The organism is Enterococcus sp. AMC1251, from assembly GCF_058216535.1.
Genome location: NZ_CM177098.1, coordinates 2,390,511 through 2,411,748, shown reverse-complemented (window position 1 = coordinate 2,411,748; position 21,238 = coordinate 2,390,511). Strand labels below are relative to the sequence as shown.

Genomic DNA, 21,238 nt, shown 5'->3' with positions numbered 1-21,238 from the left:
AGCCCACATTCTAAGCAGGATGCAGGCTTTGTTTTTTTATAGTTCTAGTCGATGATCATTAATTCTTTTGGTGTTTTCGTAAAAGCTTCACAACCAGCTTTAGTTACATGTAAACAATCTTCAATGCGCACACCGACTTGTTCTGGGATATAAATCCCCGGTTCAATGGAGAAGCACATACCTTCTTCAATAATCAGATCATTTCCGGTGACTAGAGAAGGATATTCGTGAACGGTAGTGCCTATACCGTGACCTAAACGATGATTGAAATAATCTCCATAGCCATAACTGCTGATAACGCCACGCGCAATATCATCTAATTCGCCAGCAGTAATTCCTGGTTTGACCGCATCCATCGCTTTTAATTGTGCTTCTAATACGATTGAATAGATCTCTTTTTGAAAATCATTCGGTTCTTTATAAGCAACTGTTCGCGTAACATCACTGCAATAGCCATTATAAACAACGCCTAAGTCGAATAACACAAAGTCTTGTTTAGCGATAGCAGTATTGCCAGGATTACCATGTGGACTCGCAGCATTTTTTCCAGTCAGAACTAAAGTATCGAAGCTCATTGAACGAATGCCTTGACGTTTTAGTTGGTACTCAATTTCAGCCAGTATTTCTTGTTCTTTGGCACGTTCTTTAATCGCTTTGAAACCAATCTCTAAAGCAACATCTGCCCAATTTCCAGCTTCCATAAGTTTTGAAACTTCTGATGGTGTTTTTAAGAGTTGTAACTTTTCAATAACTGGTGTGACGCTGAACGAAAAATCACTACTTGGGAAATAATTAGTTAAAATATCAAAACGAGCAACTGTTAGGGAGTCTTTTTCAGTAGCAATCTTACTCGGGTTCCCATTTTTTTTGATTAACTTGGCGATGATTTCCCAAGGGTTTTCACTATCGAGATAGCCATAAACTGGATATGCCCAAGAACTTTTTTCAGCATCTTCAACTTCTAACGCAGGAGTAAATAAAAAAGGGTCATGATTTAAGGAGATAAATAAAGCTAAAACTCGTTCGTGAGGATCGCTTTTGTAGCCAGAAAAATAGGCAATATGACCAGGATCACTAATATAAGTAAGTTCAATATTTTGGCTAGCCATCCATTTTTTTAGATCATTCATTTTTTCTTGATTCATAGATATCCTTCTTTCTCTTAGAGCTGGTTACTGTAAAACTTATCATTATCATACCACGAAATCAGCCAGAGTGCTTTTTGAAATGTTGTGAAGTAAATTTTCATGAAAATGTGATAAAACGGTTGCAATAATAAAAGAACTCTGCTATTCTTAGTGAGAAATGTAAACAGCGTTTTCAGAAAATGGAAAAAACTATAAATATTTAGGAGAATTAACATGGAAAAACAAACAATTACGATTTATGATGTTGCACGTGAAGCAAATGTATCCATGGCGACTGTATCTCGTGTAGTTAACGGCAATCCCAATGTGAAGCCTGCTACACGGAAAAAAGTGTTAGAAGTAATTGACCGCTTAGACTATCGTCCTAATGCTGTAGCCCGTGGTTTAGCAAGTAAAAAAACAACAACAGTAGGTGTTATTATCCCTGACGTTAGTAATATATTTTTTGCTTCTCTAGCCCGAGGAATTGATGATGTTGCAACAATGTATAAATACAACATTATTTTGGCAAACTCTGATAGTAATGATCAAAAAGAAGTGAATGTATTAAACAATCTTTTGGCGAAACAAGTTGATGGAATCATTTTTATGGGGCATCATATTACTGATGAGATTCGTGGCGAGTTTTCTCGTTCTAAAACACCAGTTGTTTTAGCTGGTTCGATTGATCCTGATGAGCAAGTAGGTAGTGTAAACATCGATTATACAGAGGCAACAAAAGATGCAACAAATTTATTAGCTAAAAATGGCAATAAAAAGATTGCTTTTGTCAGTGGTGCATTGATTGATCCTATTAACGGCCAAAATCGTATCAAAGGTTATAAAGAAGCTCTAGTTGAAAATGGTTTATCTTATAATGAAGGGCTAATTTTTGAAGCTGAATATAAGTTTAAAGCAGGTATCTCATTAGCTGAAAGAATCCGCAATAGCGGTGCAACAGCTGCTTACGTGACAGACGATGAATTAGCAATTGGTTTATTGGATGGGATGATTGATGCCGGTGTGAAAGTGCCGGAAGAGTTCGAAATCATTACAAGTAATAACTCACTACTAACAGAAGTTTCTCGCCCACGTCTGTCAAGCGTGACACAACCGTTATATGATATTGGTGCTGTGGCAATGCGTCTTTTGACAAAATTAATGAATAAAGAAGAAATTGAAGATAAGACTGTTATTTTACCATATGGTATGGATCAAAAAGGTTCAACTAAATAAGAAAAAAGAAGACGGATGATTTTTGTCATCCGTCTTCTTTTTTCTTATTTAGTTATTATTTCCACTTGATGTTGGTGTATTCGTTTCTTTCTTGTCATCCTCTTTTTTCTTTTCTTCTTTTTTCTCCGAAGAAGAGGGAGGGGTATAGGTAGTAGATGTAGCATAACGTCCCCAATAAGCACTGTAATTTGCATCTGATCCACCATAACCAAATTTATATTGGCTTTTTGGAGCGCCATCTTTTGCATAGAAAGATTCAACATTTGGTCCAGGGGTTGTATAAGTTCCACCATTATAGGCGAAAGTACCAGGTTTTTCCCCTGTAAAGCTTGATACTTTTGATTTGATAACATCTTTTGAGAGAGTGAATTTTTCACCAGCGCCGAATAGATCGGGTCTAACAGAATAGATTGCGTTTGCTAGATTTGCTAAGTAGGCACTATTTTGATCCCCACTATTAGGACTCATTGCCGTAGGGTTATCGTAACCTGTCCAAGAACCTAAGGTAATCGTTGGAGTTGAAACAACTAACCAAGCATCTTTATAAGCATCCGTTGTTCCTGTTTTACCTACCCAATCGACATTTCCAAAGGCTGGATTGAGTCCATTTATCATATTTTTGAATGGAGTGGTTATTTTGGAATCTAAGACAGAACGCATCATGTCATTCATGATCGAAGCCGTAGCTTCAGAGTATACTTGAACCGGATCATCTTTATGTTCATAAATAACTTTTCCGCTATTGTCTGTAATCTTATCAATCATATAGCCTTTTTGATATTGTCCTTTATTCGCCAAAGTTTGAAAGCCATTCGTTTGAGTTAGAACAGTTGCTTCTACAGAACCTAGAGGAGCAGATTGATAAGCCCAAGCATCACTAGCAGGGTAATTCATCTTATTTAGATAGTTATTGTAAGAGAAATTATCATCGCCCATCTGCGCTTTCATGGCTTCATTTAGATGATACACTGGAATATTATACGACCATTCTAATGAATGACGGACAGTGTCAAATGTATTTGTTCCAGAATTGGTTGCATTCGTTAGTTCCTCGCCGTTAAGACTGTATGAGGTAGGATAATTGGCTAAGCGACTTTCTGATCCGATCATTCCTTGATCGATAGCAGGTCCATAAACCGAAATAGGCTTGATTGTAGAACCTACTTGTCTCACTGTATCTAATGCATGGTTGCTTTGACTGACATTAAAATCACGACCAGCTACAAAACCAATGATTCTGCCTGTTTTGTTGTCCATCAAAACATTCCCAGTCTCAACCAATCCGGCGCCATAACCGTCATCCAGCATGTAACCAAAGTTTGCTACGGCATTTTGCATCGTGTCATAGACTGTTTGATCGATGGTTGATTGGATTGTGTATCCACGATTTTGGATTTCTTTTCGTGCTTGATCTTTGTATTGAGAAAGTCCTAGTTCGTCTAGGTTTTCCTTTTTTATTCCAGCCTTCTCTATGTTAACATCCATCACAGTATTGGCGGCTTGCTCCAATACCGCATTGTACAGATAGCCTTCAGTGTTTTGATTTGATTCTTGTTGTGGCTGGAAATCTTGTTTTAAATCATAATTTTTTGCCGCTTCGTATTCTTCTTTGCTGATAGCTTTTTCACGATACATGCTGAATAAAACAAAATCTTTTCGTTTCATTCCATAAGCTAGATTTTCGTCATCTTTCAAGGCGCCTGTATTGCTATAAGGTGTATAAATGATCGGACTTTGCGGAAGACCAGCAATAAAAGCTGCTTGAGGAAGGGTCAAATCATTGGCATTTTTACCAAAAAGACCTTTGGCTGCTTCTTCAACACCGGCGATGTTTTCGCCTTTGTTATTACGTCCAAATGGTGAAACATTTAAATAAGTAGTCACAATTTCATCTTTTGAAAAATACTTTTCGATGCGAAAAGCCAATAATATCTCAGTGGCTTTTCGTTTAAATGTTGTTTCATCTGTTAGTATTTGTTGCTTTACTAGTTGCTGTGTTAATGTTGAACCTCCAGAAGATCCGCCCAAACCTGTTGCATCAGAAACAAAAGCACGAATTACAGCTTTTGGTACTACACCTTTGTGTTCTTCAAAGTATTCATCCTCAGTAGAAATAATCGCTTTTTTCAAAAGAGGAGAAATGTGTTCTCCGTCAACTCTTGTTCTAACTAAATCAGATTTAATCATAGCGATATTGGTACCGTCAGCATACGTCATTTTAGAAACTTCAGTGATATCACTAATTTCTGTTTGGAGTTCTTCTTTAGTTGGTGGTTGTGTGTCTTCAACTAGAAAAGCAAAGTAACCCATACCGATCCCAAGACCTAAAGCACCGCCTAACAGTAAAATGATAACTACAAAAACAAATAATGATTGTAGTACACGGATCACTACATTTATAATTAAAAAAATTTTTTTCTTTTCTGGTACTTTATTAGAATGTTGTTCCGTTTGACGGGAATTATTCTGATTGTCCAAAAGCTTCACCTCAATATAATGATACATTCCGTGATATTATAGCAAAAAAAATCTATAATGAACAGTTGTTAAGGTATTTATAGGTACTTAATCAATAAAGCTTAACATAAATCGATAATAAAGATAGATGTAATGTAAGTTGATTTGTATAAAATTGTGGCAACTTTTTTCCAGTTTCTACTTTTTTTTATTTTCTTCTAATCTAAATAGTACGATTTTTTTAATCAATTCTAGTGGCAATTCGCGATCTAAAGGGAATTGGATAGCTCCTTTACTTGTTTTAAATGCACTCAATTCTTCTTTGAACATTTGGATGGCACTTGGGGCGGGATAGAATCCAATATGATTTTTAGCATTAGCAAAATGAACTAAGTTACCATTTTCGTAGAAGGTTGGCATTCCATAAGACATTTTTTCTGTTGCTTCAGGGATAAGTTGTTTGATTGTAGTATACAGTTGCTGTAGTTTAGTTTGGCGATCTTCTGGAGTATTTGCGATATAATCTTCAATGATAGTCATAATAAATCCTTACTTTCTTATTTAATTAATATATTTAGTATACCATGATGTAATGAGGGATAGATTTTTTAATTTGGAAAAAAATATGGAGAGTAATAGAAGGAGCTGTTTTGTGGTAAAATAGCAGTATATCCTGAAACAGGCTGGAAGGCTGAAAACCATAAAAAGTAAGAGACATAGTTGATAAATTAGCATCTGACTATAAGTTAAGCTAGGCAAGATATGGAGGGTTTTTGTGGAAGAAATACAAAAATATGTAGAGAATATCGATGGGAAATGGCAAGATTCTTATCAGCGGTTAGCAAAAGGTATTGCTGAAAATATACCTGAAGGCTTCATTTTGCGAATGCAATATGGGATGCCTACCTATGTTGTTCCTTTGAGTTTCTTTAAGCAGGGCTATCTAGGTAGAAAAAATGAACCATTGCCGTTTATCAGTTTAGCTGCTCAGAAAAAGCACTTATCCTTATATCATATGGGCATTATGGGAAATAAAGAATTGTTAGCATGGTTTCAAGAAGAATATCAAAAAGGAGTTCCAACAAAGTTGAATATGGGGAAAAGTTGTATTCGGTTCAGTAATCCGAAAAATATTCCTTATGAACTAATTGGGGAATTAGTTGGTAAAATTTCGATGGAAGAATGGATTGGTAGTTATACTCGTTTTGCAGAGAACAACAAGAAGTAGACACAGCTTTTTTATAAGCAAAAAGATTGTTTTTTCTGATAGTTTCACGTACTCTTTTAAAGGATATAGAATTTAGCAGAAGTTTTGTGAATATATAGGTAGGTAATTCAAAAGTGAGCTAGTTTTTCAGTTGAGACTAAACCAGCTTGTTCAGCTTTTAAAATTAGGAGGATCATTATGTTATTAGGTTCACATGTTAGTATGAGTGGTAAAAAAATGTTACTAGGTTCAGCGGAAGAGGCTGCGAGTTATGAAGCAACGACGTTTATGATTTATACTGGGGCGCCTCAAAACACAAGACGTAAACCAATTGAAGAGATGAATATTGAAGCAGGTCAAACATTTATGGCTGAGCATCATTTAAGCAATATCGTTGTGCATGCACCTTATATTATTAATTTAGGTAATACGATCAAATTAGAAAATTTTGGTTTTGCTACTTCCTTTTTACGTCAGGAAATTGAGCGTGCTCATGCACTAGGTGCAACGCAAATCACTCTTCATCCAGGTGCTCATGTAGGTGCTGGTGTGGAGGCAGGATTAAAACAAATCATAAAAGGTCTTGATGAAGTTTTATGGAAAGAGCAAGTGCCGCAAATTGCGCTTGAAACAATGGCAGGTAAAGGCACGGAATTAGGTCGTACGTTTGAAGAGTTAGCAACGATTATTGAAGGTGTTAAGCTAAATGAAAAGCTATCTGTCACAATGGATACTTGCCATATTAATGATGCTGGTTATAACGTAAAAGACGATTTTGACGGTGTACTGGAAGAATTTGATAAAATCATTGGATTAGATCGTTTGAAGGTAGTCCATGTTAATGATTCTAAAAATCCGATGGGCTCTCATAAAGACCGCCATGCCAATATTGGTTTTGGTACGATTGGTTTTGATGCATTAAATAAAGTGGTTCATCATAAAAAATTGAAAGAACTACCTAAAATTTTAGAAACACCTTATGTAGGTGCTGATAAGAAGACGAGCAAAGCACCTTATGGCTATGAAATTGCCATGTTAAAATCACAAAAGTTCGACCCAGATTTATTGGAAAAAATAGAAGCGCAACAATAAGAACAGAAACGAAAGGATCTTTCGTAAATTTCTTGTGAAGAATATGACAAAAGACCTTTTCTTTTTGGTCTGTTTCTAGTAAAATGATTTCTTGAGAGCAATTTATTGAAATAGGGCTAAATACCCCATTAAAAATGAGAAATAGTAAGTTTGATAAGAATAGTGACTGCATCACAAACTCGCAGAAGTTCTTGTCTAGCTTTTCTAAATAGAAAGGAGAGATTTATATGTCAACAGGTTTAGTAGTATTGATCGCGATTATCGCTTTATTAGCAGGTGCAGCAGGTGGATTTTTCCTTGCGCGCAAATATATGCAAGATTATTTTAAAAAGAATCCTCCCGTTAATGAGGAAATGTTACGAATGATGATGATGTCTATGGGACAAAAGCCTTCTGAGAAGAAGATTCGTCAAATGATGCAACAAATGAAGAATCAAGGAGACAAATAAGGTTTTTCATTGTTAAACAGATTTCAAGCGCACAACGGGCCGATTTTTTGGTCCGTTTTTTTGCACTTATTTTTAGTAAATGAAAGGAGTTGTGTGGAGATGGACAAACAACAAATGAAAGATGTGAGCGCAGAGTAGTCAATTTTGAAAAGGAGAATGTACATGTCTATATTTAAAAAATTAGGGTGGTTTTTCAAGAAAGAGAAAAAGAGCTATTTTATTGGGGTATTTTCATTGGTTATGGTGGCGCTTGTGCAGTTAGTTCCACCAAAAGTTATTGGGATTGTTGTTGATAAAATTGCGGATAAAAATCTGGCAATTAAACCTATTTTGTTTTGGGTCAGTATTCTATTAGTGGCAGCTTTAGCACAATATATTTTTCGTTATATTTGGCGGACACATATTTGGGGAAGTGCAGCGAAGCTGGAAAAAGATTTAAGACGTCAGTTATTCCATCATTTCACAAGAATGGATAGTGTGTTTTATCAAAAGTATCGAACGGGTGATTTGATGGCGCATGCAACGAATGATTTAAACGCCATTCAAAATGTTGCTGGATCAGGAATTCTAACTTTTGCGGATTCATTGATCACAGGGGGCGCGACGATTATTGCCATGGTTTTATTCGTGGATTGGCGTTTAACATTGATTGCGTTGATTCCGTTACCGTTATTAGCTGTAACATCGAGAGTTCTAGGGTCCAAATTACACGATGCTTTCCGTGATTCACAAGCAGCATTTTCTACGATCAATGATAAAACCCAAGAGAGTATCACCGGTATAAAAGTCATCAAAACCTTTGGACAAGAAAAAGAAGATATTCAAGATTTTACAGAGAAAATTGAGGATGCCATCGTCAAAAACAAACGAGTAAACTTTCTGGACGCGTTATTTGATCCATTTATTACGTTGATTATTGGGATTTCCTATGTTCTGACAATCATTATGGGTGGACGTTTTATTATGGAAGGCACAATCACGATCGGGCAGTTGATCTCATTTATAAGCTATATTGGGATGCTTGTTTGGCCGATGTTTGCGATTGGCCGTTTGTTTAATGTATTGGAGCGGGGCAATGCAAGTTATGATCGGGTGAATGAGTTACTCCATGAAAAAACACATATTATTGAGAAAAAAGATGCGATCCAATCCCCCGCTAAAGGTCGGTTATCGATGGAAATTGCTCAGTTTACCTATCCAAAAGATGACAACGCAACCTTGGAACAAATCAAATTTACCGTTGGTGTAGGAGAAACAGTAGGAATCGTTGGGAAAACGGGAGCTGGGAAAACGACGATTTTAAAATTATTGATGCGTGAATATGATCGTTATCAAGGTTGTGTGACATTTGGTGGTCAAGATATCAAAGAATATTCATTGGATGCTTTAATGAATTCAATGGGCTATGTTCCTCAAGATCATTTTCTATTTTCAATGACAGTACGGGATAATATTCGTTTTGCTAATCCTGATTTTACCGAAGCGGAAGTAGAACAAGCAGCTGAGATGGCGTTTATTAATAATGAGATCAAAGCGTTTCCTAAAGGCTATGATACGTTGGTGGGAGAACGTGGTGTTTCTTTATCCGGTGGTCAAAAACAACGGATTTCAATTGCTAGAGCATTGATCGTTGATCCTGAATTATTGATTTTAGATGATGCTTTATCAGCTGTTGATGCTAAAACGGAAGAAGCAATTCTTTCTAATTTAAAAGAAGCAAGAAAAGAAAAAACAACGATCATTGCGGCACATCGACTAAGTAGTGTGATGCATGCAAAAGAAATCATTGTATTAGATGAAGGAAAAATTGTTGAACGTGGAACACACCAAGAGCTATTAAGGTTTGCTGGATGGTATAAGCGTATGTGGGATAAACAACAATTAGAAGCGAAGATCGAAGGGAGTGAAGCATAATGGAAGAAAAATACGAATCAGAATGGACAAAATCGGTTCCCTTAAAAGAACAAGTCTTAATCGTCAAACGCTTGTTAAAATTTGCGCGGCCGTTTCGCCGTACGTTTATAATAGCGATTTTGTTTGCATTGGTCCTGTCAATTATCAATATTATTTTACCAAGGATCATTCAAACGTTTATGGATGATTATCTAACACCGAAAACAGCTTCTAACCAAGTGATTCTCTTTTTTGCTGGTTTATATCTATTTGGTGTTATCGTTAAAAGTATCGTCTGGTTTTTCCAGTGGTTCTTATATTCAACGGCTTCACTGAAAACCTATCAGTATATTCGTGTGAAATTGTTTGAAAAACTACAAACATTAGGTATGCGTTATTTTGATCAAACACCAGCAGGTTCCATCGTTTCTCGTGTAACCAACGACACGGAAACATTATTTGAATTCTGGTATGTCTTTTTAATGGTTTTAACAGGAATTTTCGCCGTACTATCTTCATTTATTGCGATGTTTCAAATAAATGGGAAAATTGCGTTGTATAACTTGATTTTCTTACCTATTTTATTTATCGTGATTTGGTATTATCAGAAATTCAGTTCGAGAGTTTATAGAAGTATGCGTGAAAAACTTAGTCAGTTGAATACGAAGTTAAACGAATATATATCTGGCATGCAGATTATTCAACAATTCAGACAAGAGCATCGTTTAGAAAAAGAATTTGAAGAAACGAATAACGATTATTTACAGACACGTTTTTCAATGATCAAGACCAATTCATTGCTTTTAGGACCGATCATTAATTTTCTTTATACACTAGCGATTGGATTGACTTTAACCTTGTTTGGTTATGATGCTTTAGATTCTCCGGTAGAAGTTGGGTTGATTTATGCTTTTGTTACCTATGTCCAAGCGTTCTTTAATCCAATGACGCAAATGATGGACTTTTTAAGTGTCTTCACAGATGGCATGGTTGCAGGTAGCCGTATTTTGAAAATCTTTGAGAACGAAGAATTGACACCACAGCAAAATGTTGGGGCTAACGCAGAAATTATTCGTGGGAAAATTGAATTTCGTAATGTTAGTTTTTCTTATGATGGTGAGAATAATGTCTTGAATCATATCAGTTTTATAGCCAATCCAGGTGAAACTGTGGCTTTGATTGGTCATACAGGTAGTGGGAAGAGCTCGATCATTAATGTTTTGATGCGTTTTTACGAGTTTTATGAAGGCGAAATTTTGATCGATGACCGTGATATTCGGGATTATCCATTACCAGAATTAAGAAAAAAATTAGGGTTGGTTTTACAAGATGCGTTTATGTTTTATGGCGATATCGCTGGGAATATTCGGATGTTGAATCCAGAAATCACGGATGAACAAATCAAATCCGCAGCCGAATTTGTTCAAGCAGATAAATTTATTGAAACCTTACCCCAAAAATACCATGCCAAAGTGATCGAACGAGGTGCAAGTTATTCAAGCGGTCAGCGTCAGTTGATTTCATTTGCTAGAACAATTGTGGCAGATCCGAAAATTCTTGTGCTGGATGAAGCAACCGCAAATATCGATACTGAGACAGAAGGGCTGATCCAAGAAGGTTTAGCGAATATGCGTCAAGGTAGAACAACGATTGCGATCGCTCACCGTCTGTCTACTATTCGTGATGCTAATCTGATTTTAGTATTGGATAAAGGGCGGATCGTTGAACGTGGTAATCATGAACATTTATTAGCGCAAAATGGTTTGTATGCTGATATGTATAAATTACAAAATAGTGAAGGATAAAAAATTTGAGACAGAAGCGTAGTAGATGCTTTTTTCTCCCTATTTATTCAGATGTAAAGTGTGGAGTAAAACTGATTTTTGGTTTTACATCGCACTTTTTTTCTTATTAAAAGTAAGTATAAAACAGATGCTATCTAGAAAAAAGCATGCTATAATGAAAAACGGAAATAAATGACTCAAAATAAATTTGTTTTGAACAATTACTACCATTGGGCAGAAAGATAGACAATCAACTCGTTAAGTTGTAAAGTAAACGTACTTGAAAAATTCGGAGGGTGAAAAACTTATGTATGATGTAATTATAATCGGAGCAGGGCCTGCTGGAATGACTGCAGCGCTATATGCGTCACGTTCTAATCTTTCAGTATTGATGATCGAACGCGGTGCACCAGGCGGTCAAATGAATAATACAGCTGAAGTAGAAAACTATCCAGGTTTTGATTCGATCATGGGACCTGAGTTAGCTTATAAAATGTACGAAAACGTTGAGAAATTTGGGACTGAAAATGCATATGGCATTGTGCTAGATATCAAAGATCAGGGAGCTTATAAAGAAGTCATTTGCGATGACAAAACTTATCAAGCGAAAACAGTGATTATTGCTACAGGTTGTGAACACCGTAAACTAGGCGTTAAAGGGGAAGAAGAATTTGCAGGTCGTGGTGTCTCTTACTGTGCGGTTTGTGATGGTGCATTCTTCCGCAATAAAAAACTTTTAGTGATCGGTGGCGGCGACTCAGCAGTGGAAGAAGCGATTTATTTAACACAATTTGCTTCAGAAGTTGTGATTGTGCATCGTCGTGACAAACTACGTGCGCAAAGAATCATTCAAGATCGTGCATTTGCCAATGAAAAAATTTCTTTTGAATGGAATACTGTTTTGGAAGAAATCGTTGGGAATGATATGGTCGTAACAGGTGGACAATTAAGAAATATTTTGACGGATGAAGTGAAAGGAATCGATGCGGATGGTGTCTTTATCTATGTTGGACTTGATCCGTTGACTGAACCATTCATAAAAGCTGGATTAACAAATGCTGAAGGTTGGATCGAAACAGATCAAGAGATGAGAACAAGTATACCAGGTGTTTTTGCTATTGGGGATGTTCGTGAAAAAACGTTACGTCAAATCACAACGGCCGTTGGCGAAGGCGGAATTGCTGGACAACAAGTCTATAAATATATTGAAGATATGGCAGAAGTGGAAGAAGTTAAATAATCAATCCTTTTGTTGAAGCATGATTATTCTGTTGACTGACCAAGATCTAAGTCAAAGCTTGATAAGTTTTGACTTAGATCTATTTTTACACGATTAAATAGGGGTGAATAAGATGAGTCTTAATGTAAAAGCAATCGAAGGAATCGTCAATAGTGAAAAAAACGCAGGTGAATTTTCCGAGTTGATCCGCGATTTTAAAAAGATCGGCGTTGAAAGATATGATTATTTGGTAGAAGCGGGCGTCTATCGCTACTATGATGAGGCGTCATATATTGAAATCCAACTGAATGGTAAACCTAAAACGGTTGCTGTGACAGAGTCTTCTGCAGAAATAAAAAAAGCAGTTTTAAAAGCACAAGCAGGTGACATTATCTTTGAAGAATTCACTGAGCTTGCTGGAGCAGCAGGGGTAGCTTATTGGCGGACAGATTTATTGGCTATGAAGGTGGATTATTTTGGTCAAAGTGACGAAATTCTTCTAAGTGAACCAATCCCAAATATTTGATTTTCAAGTGTTACAATTTTTAAAATCTCATAAAAAAGCAAGATTTTTTGTTCTTAATTAGTAAAACTATAATTAGTTACTTGATCATATATAATTTTCGGTAGGGTGAAAAATAGAAGAGGTATATGAGCGTATTTGATTTCAATTTTTTTCTATTGAGATAACTGAACGTTTGCTGGATCATTGTATCTCTCTTTAGGTTGATAGAATGATTTATATTTCTTTTTTATCTGAGCGAATCACGTGGGTTGATTTCTTTATGAATTCTGTGTTGCGACAGATATTTTTGTATCTAAATTTCCAAGGACATAACTATAATTTACGTAACCAGTTGAATTTATATATGTAATTATACTTAATCTTTTGTAAAAAATGATTGTAATATTTTCTATCTAAATTTGTTTCAATTTTCGCTGTTAGAATGACGAACAGCTATCTTTTGACAATCTTAGCTTTATGGACTATGATGATTACGGATAAAAAATTGAATAATTGTTAGGTGAGGCTCCTATATGGACACATGCTGCTGCCGCGAAAGAATCGAGAGACTCTTAGTTGGTTTAACAGGAATGATCGTGAAGGTTATTCATAACGTAGCTGATAAGAAATTATCTACGCCCTATAGTGCTAAAGCTCAACGATAGAGAAACTTTATTTAAGTTGCTAATTAACGCACACTCTATTGTTGAGTGTGCGTTTTGCTTTGAATCACTACGACTGGCTGTGGAGCAGACAGAGTAGATGATGAAAAGTACTTGGCGATCGTAGAGAGCGAAGTTCCGCAAAAAAGAAATCAAAAGTCGGAAGGGAAACAGAAGTTGACTACTTAAAGCTGACTAAAAAAAATTGTAGCCTTGAAACAAATCACTACGACTGGCTGTGGAGCAGACAGAGTAGATGATGAAAAGTACTTGGCGATCGTAGAGAGCGAAATTCCGCAAAAAAGAAATCAAAAGTCGGAAAGAAATGAAATAAAGTGTGTGTGTCCTAAAAGATTTGCCTAACACTTATCAAAAAAATCTATTTTCTAAAAATACATAAAAGAGAGGAAGAGTCGCATGGAAGACCCCGGTCAGTCAAAAAACAAAATTAATGTAGCCTTCGTCTTAGAAATGATGAAATCGAAATGATTTTTCCTTTCTTCTCCTAGATAAGATGAAGCACAAGGAGGAAAAGAAAATGATGAACAAAAAATCTGCAGACATAAAGAAAACAACAAAAGACCAAGAACTGAGAAAATTAGCATTACTTTCTGAACGCGAATTGATGATGGAACTTCGTACGTCAGAAAAAGGATTATCGGAAGAAGATGCTAAAGATCGTTTAGAAGAGTATGGACCAAATGAAGTGTCCGCTCAAAAACCAACACCAGCAATTATTATGTTTTTAGAAGCTTTTAAAGATCCGTTTGTTTATGTATTAGCCTTGCTAATGGTCGTATCTGCTGCAACAAAAGATTTTGAAGCAGCACTTGTCATGGGAATTATGATTTTAGCTAGTGTTATTATTGCATTTATTCAAGAATATCGTTCTCAAAAAGCAAGTTTAAATCTAAAAGAGTTAATCGAAAATACAACAGCTGTCACGCGTGCAGGGCAAACGAAAGAAATTCCGATGGATGAAGTTGTACCAGGAGACATCGTAACACTTGCGACAGGTGATATGATTCCGGCGGATGCTGTATTAATTTGGACAAAGGATTTATTTATCAATCAATCTTCTTTGACAGGTGAGTCAATGCCGGTAGAAAAATTTGTTGATGCAGGGATTGATAAAAATTCAGATTCGGTTTCTGCTTTAGATATACAAGACTTGATCTTTATGGGAACTGACGTATTAAGTGGACAAGGAAAAGCAATTATTTTAAAAACAGGACAAAATACATTTTTTGGTGATATTGCCAAAAATGCGACAACACAACGTGGGAAAACTTCTTTTGATATCGGCTTAACTAAAGTTAGTAAATTTTTACTAAGAATGGTTATGATTCTATTTCCAATTGTATTTTTGATCAATGGGCTCACTAAAGGAGAATGGGGCGAGGCATTTTTCTTTGCAATTGCTGTAGCTGTTGGTTTGACGCCTGAAATGCTTCCGATGATTGTAACAAGTAATTTAGCCAAAGGTGCGTTAAGTTTGTCCAAACATAAAGTAATTGTAAAAGAATTACCTTCTATTCAAAATTTAGGCAGTATGGATATTTTATGTACGGATAAAACAGGAACGATTACAGAAGACAGAGTTGTGTTAGTACAACATTTAGATCCATTAGGTGAAGTCAATGACCAAGTATTGGACATGGCTTTTCTAAACGCTCATTATCAAACGGGATGGAAAAACTTAATGGATATTGCTGTGATTAATTTCTATGAAGAAAATAACAATCAAAGTCCCTACCACTCAGTAACAAAATTAGACGAAATCCCGTTTGACTTTTCACGTCGTCGTTTAACAGTCGTTGTAAATGCAGACGGTCATCAGTTTATGATTACAAAAGGAGCCGTCGAAGAAATGGAAGCCGTTTGTACACATGCTGAGATCAATGGGGAGATTGTGCCATTAACACCAGAATTACAAAAAAGAATGCGTGAAGTTAACATTCGTATGAATGAACAAGGAATGCGTGCGCTAGCCGTAGCTGTCAAAAAAGATGTTCACAGTGAGGCGATCTATAGCGCGAATGATGAACAAGGAATGACTCTGATTGGTTTTATGGGCTTTTTAGATCCTGCGAAAAAATCAGCAATTACTGCAATTAAATCGTTACATCAACATGGAGTGAACGTAAAAGTTCTAACAGGAGATAATGATATTGTCGCTAAAAAAGTCTGTAAGGATGTTGGAATAGAAGTTTCGCATGTCGTACTTGGTTCTGATATTGACAACATGTCTGATGAAGAAATGAAAGAAGAAGTAGAAAAGACGAATCTATTTGCGAAATTGAATCCTATGCAAAAATCTCGGATTATTGAGACGCTACAAGCAAATGGTCATACAGTCGGATTCATGGGAGACGGGATCAATGATGCTCCAGCCCTTCGTAAAGCAGATGTTGGAATCTCAGTAGATACAGCTGCAGATATTACAAAAGATGCTAGTTCAATCATTTTATTAGAGAAAAGTTTGAATGTTTTGGAAGACGGTGTGATCGAAGGTCGAAAAGTTTTTAGTAATATGATGAAATATATTAAAATCACAATTAGTTCAAACTTTGGGAATGTTTTCTCAATATTGATTGCAAGTGCCTTTCTACCATTTTTACCAATGCTTTCTATTCAATTATTGATTCAAAACTTGATCTATGATATTGCGCAATTAGCGATTCCTTGGGACAATGTTGATGAAGAGGATCTATTAAAACCTGTTCGTTGGGAAACGAATGGCTTGATGAAATTTACCCTATGTATCGGACCTGTAAGTAGTATTTTTGATATTATGACATACGTAGTCATGTGGTTTGTCTTCAGTGCCAATACGATTGGCAGTCAACATCTGTTCCAAACAGGTTGGTTTGTCGTGGGGTTAGTTAGTCAAACGTTAGTTGTTCAAATGGTTAGAACTAGAAAAATGCCATTTGTTCAAAGTATTGCATCGCCAGCTGTGATCCTTTCCAGCTTAGGAGCGGTCATGTTAGGTATATTGATTGTCTTGACACCAATACGGGAAGTTTTTGACTTTGTGAAACTTCCAGCTAATTACTGGGGTTGGTTCATTTTGATCATTGTACTATATTTAATTACGGTAGAAGTTGCGAAACGACTCTATATTCATATTACCAAAGAGTGGATTTGATTTAGAAAAAGAGAATTTCAATTTCTATTAGGTTGTCGATTTGATGAAATTCAGTTTTTGACGCATTTTTTCAATCGACTTTTTTATGAAAAATAACGAAAATTTTCTTTGTACTTAATTTTTTTGTTCGTAAAGAGTGCAGGAAATTTATTATTTGATTAATAATATTCGTTTTTAAAAGAACAAAGACAAAATACTTAAAATTTTGTCTTTGTTCTTTTTCTTATATTCGGAAAAAGGTTATTCAGTTTTTGGTAAATAATTTCTGACCTTGAAATCTTCTGTAGCATAACAATAGATATGATGACTATAACAGTTGGATGTCAAAAGATACGTTTGGCAAGCCTTTTTGTAAAACGGTTTCTTGTTTGTGATTTTAATCACTAACCTTTGATACGAAAGGTTTAGGTATTTTAATGAAATTTGAAGAAATGCTAACTTTTTACTTGCTCTTTTAGCAAATTAGTGATAATTTGTAAGTGTAGTCGATAAAAAGTGATACAGTTTTTAACACTGTTTTATTTTTTTCGAAAAATAGAAACGTAATAGAGAGGATTGTGTGACAACATGGCAAAGGCAAAGAAAAAAAAACCTATTGACTTTAACGCACTTATGGAAAAAGTCGACGATAATTTTCCAACATTTCAAATTTTAGATAAAGATGGGAAAATCGTAAACAAAGATGCAGTACCAGATTTATCAGATGATGAGTTAGTAGAATTGATGACTCGTATGGTTTGGTCACGTGTATTAGATCAACGCTCAACTGCTTTGAACCGTCAAGGTCGTCTAGGCTTTTTCGCACCAACAGCTGGACAAGAAGCAAGCCAATTAGCAAGTCAATTTGCTATGGAAAAAGAAGATTACTTATTACCAGGTTACCGTGATGTCCCTCAATTAGTTCAACACGGCTTACCATTAACAGAAGCATTTTTATGGTCTCGTGGACACGTAGCAGGTAACCATTACGCACCAGAATTAAATGCTCTACCACCGCAAATCATCATTGGCGCGCAGTACATTCAAGCAGCAGGAGTTGCTTTAGGAATGAAAAAACGTGGCAAGAAGAATGTTGTCTTCACTTATACAGGTGATGGTGGTTCTTCACAAGGCGACTTTTATGAAGCAATTAACTTTGCAGGAGCATATCAAGCAAATGGTGTGTTTATCATTCAAAATAATGGTTTTGCGATTTCAACACCTCGTGAAAAACAAACAGCCGCTAAAACATTAGCACAAAAAGCAGTAGCAGCTGGAATTCCTGGGATTGTTGTTGACGGAATGGACCCATTAGCAGTTTATGCAATTGCTAAAGAAGCTCGTGAATGGTCTGCAAATGGCAATGGTCCTGTTTTAATTGAAACATTAACTTACCGTTATGGTCCACATACATTATCAGGTGACGATCCAACTCGTTACCGTTCAAAAGACATGGATGACGAATGGGTACAAAAAGACCCGTTGACTCGTTTCCGTAAATATCTAGAAGACAAAGGGTTATGGTCTGAAGAAAAAGAAAATGAAGTCATCGAAAAAACAAAAGAAGAAATTAAAGTAGCAATTGCAGAAGCTGACAAAGTTCCAAAACAAAAAGTTTCTGATTTCTTGAAAAATATGTTTGAAGTTCAACCTCAAAATATCAAAGAACAAATTGCATTCTACGAAGCGAAGGAGTCGAAATAATCATGGCACAAAAAACAATGATCCAAGCAATTACAGATGCCTTAGCTCTTGAATTAGAGAAAGACGAAAACGTACTGATCTTCGGTGAAGACGTGGGTAAAAATGGCGGGGTTTTCCGTGCAACTGAAGGCTTACAAGAAAAATTTGGCGAAGACCGTGTTTTTGATACGCCATTAGCCGAATCTGGAATCGGTGGCTTAGCTTTCGGTTTAGCTTTAGAAGGTTACCGTCCGGTTCCTGAAATCCAATTCTTTGGATTCGTATTTGAAGTATTTGATGAAATCGTCGGTCAAATGGCTCGTACTCGTTACCGTATGGGTGGTACTCGTAATATGCCTATTACTGTCCGTGCCCCATTTGGTGGTGGTGTGCATACACCAGAACTTCACTCAGATAACTTGGAAGGGTTAATCGCTCAATCTCCTGGTATCCGCGTGGTTATCCCATCAAATCCATATGATGCAAAAGGACTATTGATTTCTGCAATCAGAAGCAATGACCCTGTTGTTTACCTAGAGCACATGAAATTATACCGTTCATTCCGTGAGGAAGTGCCGGATGAAGCGTACGAAGTACCATTAGATAAAGCAGCTGTTACTCGTGAGGGTACTGATATTTCTATCATTACTTACGGTGCAATGGTTCGTGAAGCAATCAAAGCCGCTGACAACTTAGCAAAAGACAATATTTCTGTTGAAATCATTGACTTACGCACTGTCGCTCCTTTAGATGTGGAAACAATTATTCAATCAGTTGAAAAAACTGGTCGCGTAGTCGTAGTTCAGGAAGCACAAAAACAAGCTGGCGTTGGCGCTATGGTTGTTTCTGAAATTTCTGAACGTGCAGTATTATCATTAGAAGCGCCAATTGGTCGTGTATCTGCTCCAGATACAATCTTCCCTTTTGGACAAGCAGAAAACATTTGGTTGCCAAATGCTAAAGATATCGAAGCGAAAGCTAGAGAAATCGCAGAATTTTAATTAGGAACTGAATAAATTTGCTTTAAACAGCAAATCTGAATTTTCACATGGATGTATTGTGTGAAAATTCAGTGCTGTTGTTTTCCGCAGTTTTCCAGTGAAACAGATACGATCAAAGGAAGGGAAGGCTTAAAAATGGCTTATCAATTTAAATTACCAGATATTGGTGAAGGTATTGCAGAAGGCGAAATCGTAAAATGGTTCGTTAAAGCAGGAGACACCATTAATGAAGACGATACACTATTAGAAGTTCAAAACGATAAATCTGTAGAAGAGATACCGTCTCCAGTTACAGGAACAGTTAAATCAATCGTAGTACCAGAAGGCACAGTAGCAAATGTTGGAGATGTATTGATTGAAATCGATGCACCTGGACATCCTGAAAATGATACAGCACCAGCAGCTCCCGCTCAAGAACAAACACCTGCACAACCAGCAGCTGTTCCAGAAGCACCAGCAGCGGACAGCAGCGGTGGCGTTTTCCAGTTTAAATTACCAGATATCGGTGAAGGTATTGCAGAAGGCGAAATCGTAAAATGGTTCGTTAAAGCAGGCGATACAATCAACGAAGATGATACTTTATTGGAAGTTCAAAACGATAAATCTGTTGAAGAAATTCCTTCACCAGTGACAGGAACAGTTAAAAACATCGTTGTTCCAGAAGGTACAGTAGCAAACGTTGGGGATGTATTGATCGAAATCGATGCACCAGGACATAATTCTGCATCAAGTTCAGCAGCTCCTGCAGCAAGTGCACCTGCTCAAACAGAACAAACAGAACAAGCAGCACCAGCTCCAGCAGCATCAACTGGTGTCGTAGCAGCGGCTGATCCAAACAAACGTGTGTTGGCTATGCCATCAGTACGTCAATTTGCTCGTGAAAAAGATGTAGATATCACACAAGTTGCACCAACTGGAAAAGGTGGACGTGTTACAAAAGCGGATATTGAAAGCTTTATTTCAGGTGGCGGACAAGCAGCATCAGCACAAGCTGAACAAACTGCTTCAACAACTGCAGCTTCAGCAACAACTGAAACAGCAGCACCAAAAGCTCCTGCTAAACCATTTGTTTCTGATTTAGGCGAAGCTGAAACACGCGAAAAAATGACGCCAACGCGTAAAGCAATTGCTAAAGCAATGGTTAACAGTAAACATACTGCACCACATGTTACTTTACACGATGAAGTTGAAGTATCTAAACTATGGGATCACCGTAAGAAATTTAAAGATGTTGCAGCAGCAAACGGTACAAAATTAACATTCTTACCATACGTTGTAAAAGCATTGACTGCAACGGTTCAAAAATTCCCAATCTTGAATGCATCCATTGATGACGCAGCACAAGAAATCGTTTATAAAAACTATTATAACATTGGTATCGCAACAGATACTGATCATGGTTTATATGTACCAAACGTTAAAAATGCGAACACTAAGAGCATGTTTGCGATCGCTGATGAAATCAACGAAAAAGCAGCTCTTGCAATTGAAGGCAAATTGACTGGTCCAGATATGCGTGATGGCTCTATCACAATCAGTAATATTGGTTCAGTTGGCGGCGGCTGGTTTACACCAGTTATTAACTACCCTGAAGTTGCAATTTTAGGTGTTGGTACAATCGCTACACAACCAGTTGTAAATGCAGACGGTGAAATCGTTGTTGGACGTGTTATGAAACTTTCAATGAGTTTTGACCACCGTATCGTTGATGGCGCAACTGCTCAAAAAGCAATGAACAACATCAAGCGTTTATTAGCTGATCCAGAATTATTATTAATGGAAGGATGATTATC

At 36.6% G+C, this 21,238-nt stretch carries 15 protein-coding genes and 1 riboswitch; of the genes, 12 read left to right on the top strand and 3 right to left on the bottom strand.

What is annotated here, in order from left to right:
• Positions 1-44: 44 nt before the first annotated feature.
• A complete protein-coding gene (locus AC4BBR_RS11340) occupies positions 45-1,145 on the bottom strand; it encodes an aminopeptidase P family protein (protein WP_490459646.1) in 1,101 nt (366 codons plus the stop codon).
• Positions 1,146-1,361: 216 nt separating this feature from the next.
• On the opposite strand from AC4BBR_RS11340, the gene ccpA reads away from it, so the two are divergent.
• Positions 1,362-2,363: a catabolite control protein A gene (gene ccpA, locus AC4BBR_RS11335; protein ID WP_490459645.1), complete on the top strand. Its 1,002-nt coding sequence runs from the start codon at positions 1,362-1,364 to the stop codon at positions 2,361-2,363.
• 48 nt (positions 2,364-2,411) lie between these two features.
• Here ccpA and AC4BBR_RS11330 read toward each other — a convergent pair whose 3' ends face one another.
• Both AC4BBR_RS11330 and AC4BBR_RS11325 read right to left on the bottom strand, forming a co-directional pair.
• On the bottom strand, positions 2,412-4,868 hold the full coding sequence (locus AC4BBR_RS11330; protein WP_490459644.1) for a transglycosylase domain-containing protein: 2,457 nt from the start codon (positions 4,866-4,868) through the stop codon (positions 2,412-2,414).
• A gap of 150 nt (positions 4,869-5,018) precedes the next feature.
• Positions 5,019-5,360, bottom strand: coding sequence for an iron chaperone (locus AC4BBR_RS11325; protein ID WP_490459643.1), 342 nt, complete (start codon positions 5,358-5,360; stop codon positions 5,019-5,021).
• Positions 5,361-5,595: 235 nt separating this feature from the next.
• Here AC4BBR_RS11325 and AC4BBR_RS11320 point away from each other — a divergent pair, with 235 nt between their 5' ends.
• From AC4BBR_RS11320 to AC4BBR_RS11270, 11 genes are all read left to right on the top strand, one after another.
• Positions 5,596-6,048: a DUF1801 domain-containing protein gene (locus AC4BBR_RS11320; RefSeq protein WP_490459642.1), complete on the top strand. Its 453-nt coding sequence runs from the start codon at positions 5,596-5,598 to the stop codon at positions 6,046-6,048.
• Positions 6,049-6,225: 177 nt separating this feature from the next.
• Positions 6,226-7,119 (top strand): deoxyribonuclease IV, encoded by an 894-nt coding sequence (locus AC4BBR_RS11315; protein ID WP_490459641.1) that lies wholly within the window; start codon positions 6,226-6,228, stop codon positions 7,117-7,119.
• Between the two features lie 227 nt (positions 7,120-7,346).
• A complete protein-coding gene (locus tag AC4BBR_RS11310) occupies positions 7,347-7,568 on the top strand; it encodes a YneF family protein (protein WP_010760812.1) in 222 nt (73 codons plus the stop codon).
• A gap of 162 nt (positions 7,569-7,730) precedes the next feature.
• Entirely contained in the window at positions 7,731-9,482 is a 1,752-nt protein-coding gene (locus tag AC4BBR_RS11305) for an ABC transporter ATP-binding protein (protein WP_490459640.1), read from the top strand.
• A complete protein-coding gene (locus AC4BBR_RS11300) occupies positions 9,482-11,266 on the top strand; it encodes an ABC transporter ATP-binding protein (protein WP_490459639.1) in 1,785 nt (594 codons plus the stop codon). Before AC4BBR_RS11305 ends, AC4BBR_RS11300 begins: the two co-directional genes overlap by 1 nt.
• A 286-nt stretch (positions 11,267-11,552) precedes the next feature.
• Positions 11,553-12,485 carry a thioredoxin-disulfide reductase gene (gene trxB / locus AC4BBR_RS11295; RefSeq protein ID WP_490459638.1) on the top strand — a complete coding sequence of 311 codons (933 nt, stop codon included), beginning with the start codon at positions 11,553-11,555 and terminating at the stop codon, positions 12,483-12,485.
• 112 nt (positions 12,486-12,597) lie between these two features.
• The gene (locus AC4BBR_RS11290; protein WP_490459637.1) at positions 12,598-12,990 is read left to right on the top strand and encodes a DUF1398 family protein; all 393 of its coding nucleotides are present in this window, start codon (positions 12,598-12,600) and stop codon (positions 12,988-12,990) included.
• Between the two features lie 484 nt (positions 12,991-13,474).
• Positions 13,475-13,643, top strand: a riboswitch (M-box (ykoK) riboswitch).
• Positions 13,644-14,145: 502 nt separating this feature from the next.
• Positions 14,146-16,782, top strand: a complete 2,637-nt coding sequence (gene mgtA / locus AC4BBR_RS11285; RefSeq protein WP_490459636.1) for a magnesium-translocating P-type ATPase — start codon at positions 14,146-14,148, stop codon at positions 16,780-16,782.
• 567 nt (positions 16,783-17,349) lie between these two features.
• A complete protein-coding gene (pdhA, locus tag AC4BBR_RS11280) occupies positions 17,350-18,465 on the top strand; it encodes a pyruvate dehydrogenase (acetyl-transferring) E1 component subunit alpha (protein ID WP_490459635.1) in 1,116 nt (371 codons plus the stop codon).
• Between the two features lie 2 nt (positions 18,466-18,467).
• The gene (locus AC4BBR_RS11275) at positions 18,468-19,445 is read left to right on the top strand and encodes an alpha-ketoacid dehydrogenase subunit beta (protein ID WP_490459634.1); all 978 of its coding nucleotides are present in this window, start codon (positions 18,468-18,470) and stop codon (positions 19,443-19,445) included.
• A 135-nt stretch (positions 19,446-19,580) separates the two neighbouring features.
• Positions 19,581-21,233, top strand: coding sequence for a dihydrolipoyllysine-residue acetyltransferase (locus AC4BBR_RS11270; protein WP_490459633.1), 1,653 nt, complete (start codon positions 19,581-19,583; stop codon positions 21,231-21,233).
• Positions 21,234-21,238 lie beyond the last annotated feature (5 nt).

What these genes read in the sequence shown, in the direction of transcription:
- AC4BBR_RS11340 (WP_490459646.1), bottom strand. Translation starts at nt 1,145, where the DNA reads ATGAATCAAGAAAAAATGAATGATCTAAAAAAATGGATGGCTAGCCAA.
- ccpA (WP_490459645.1), top strand. Translation starts at nt 1,362, where the DNA reads ATGGAAAAACAAACAATTACGATTTATGATGTTGCACGTGAAGCAAAT.
- AC4BBR_RS11330 (WP_490459644.1), bottom strand. Translation starts at nt 4,868, where the DNA reads ATGTATCATTATATTGAGGTGAAGCTTTTGGACAATCAGAATAATTCC.
- AC4BBR_RS11325 (WP_490459643.1), bottom strand. Translation starts at nt 5,360, where the DNA reads ATGACTATCATTGAAGATTATATCGCAAATACTCCAGAAGATCGCCAA.
- AC4BBR_RS11315 (WP_490459641.1), top strand. Translation starts at nt 6,226, where the DNA reads ATGTTATTAGGTTCACATGTTAGTATGAGTGGTAAAAAAATGTTACTA.
- AC4BBR_RS11310 (WP_010760812.1), top strand. Translation starts at nt 7,347, where the DNA reads ATGTCAACAGGTTTAGTAGTATTGATCGCGATTATCGCTTTATTAGCA.
- AC4BBR_RS11305 (WP_490459640.1), top strand. Translation starts at nt 7,731, where the DNA reads ATGTCTATATTTAAAAAATTAGGGTGGTTTTTCAAGAAAGAGAAAAAG.
- AC4BBR_RS11300 (WP_490459639.1), top strand. Translation starts at nt 9,482, where the DNA reads ATGGAAGAAAAATACGAATCAGAATGGACAAAATCGGTTCCCTTAAAA.
- trxB (WP_490459638.1), top strand. Translation starts at nt 11,553, where the DNA reads ATGTATGATGTAATTATAATCGGAGCAGGGCCTGCTGGAATGACTGCA.
- AC4BBR_RS11290 (WP_490459637.1), top strand. Translation starts at nt 12,598, where the DNA reads ATGAGTCTTAATGTAAAAGCAATCGAAGGAATCGTCAATAGTGAAAAA.
- mgtA (WP_490459636.1), top strand. Translation starts at nt 14,146, where the DNA reads ATGAAGCACAAGGAGGAAAAGAAAATGATGAACAAAAAATCTGCAGAC.
- pdhA (WP_490459635.1), top strand. Translation starts at nt 17,350, where the DNA reads ATGGCAAAGGCAAAGAAAAAAAAACCTATTGACTTTAACGCACTTATG.
- AC4BBR_RS11275 (WP_490459634.1), top strand. Translation starts at nt 18,468, where the DNA reads ATGGCACAAAAAACAATGATCCAAGCAATTACAGATGCCTTAGCTCTT.
- AC4BBR_RS11270 (WP_490459633.1), top strand. Translation starts at nt 19,581, where the DNA reads ATGGCTTATCAATTTAAATTACCAGATATTGGTGAAGGTATTGCAGAA.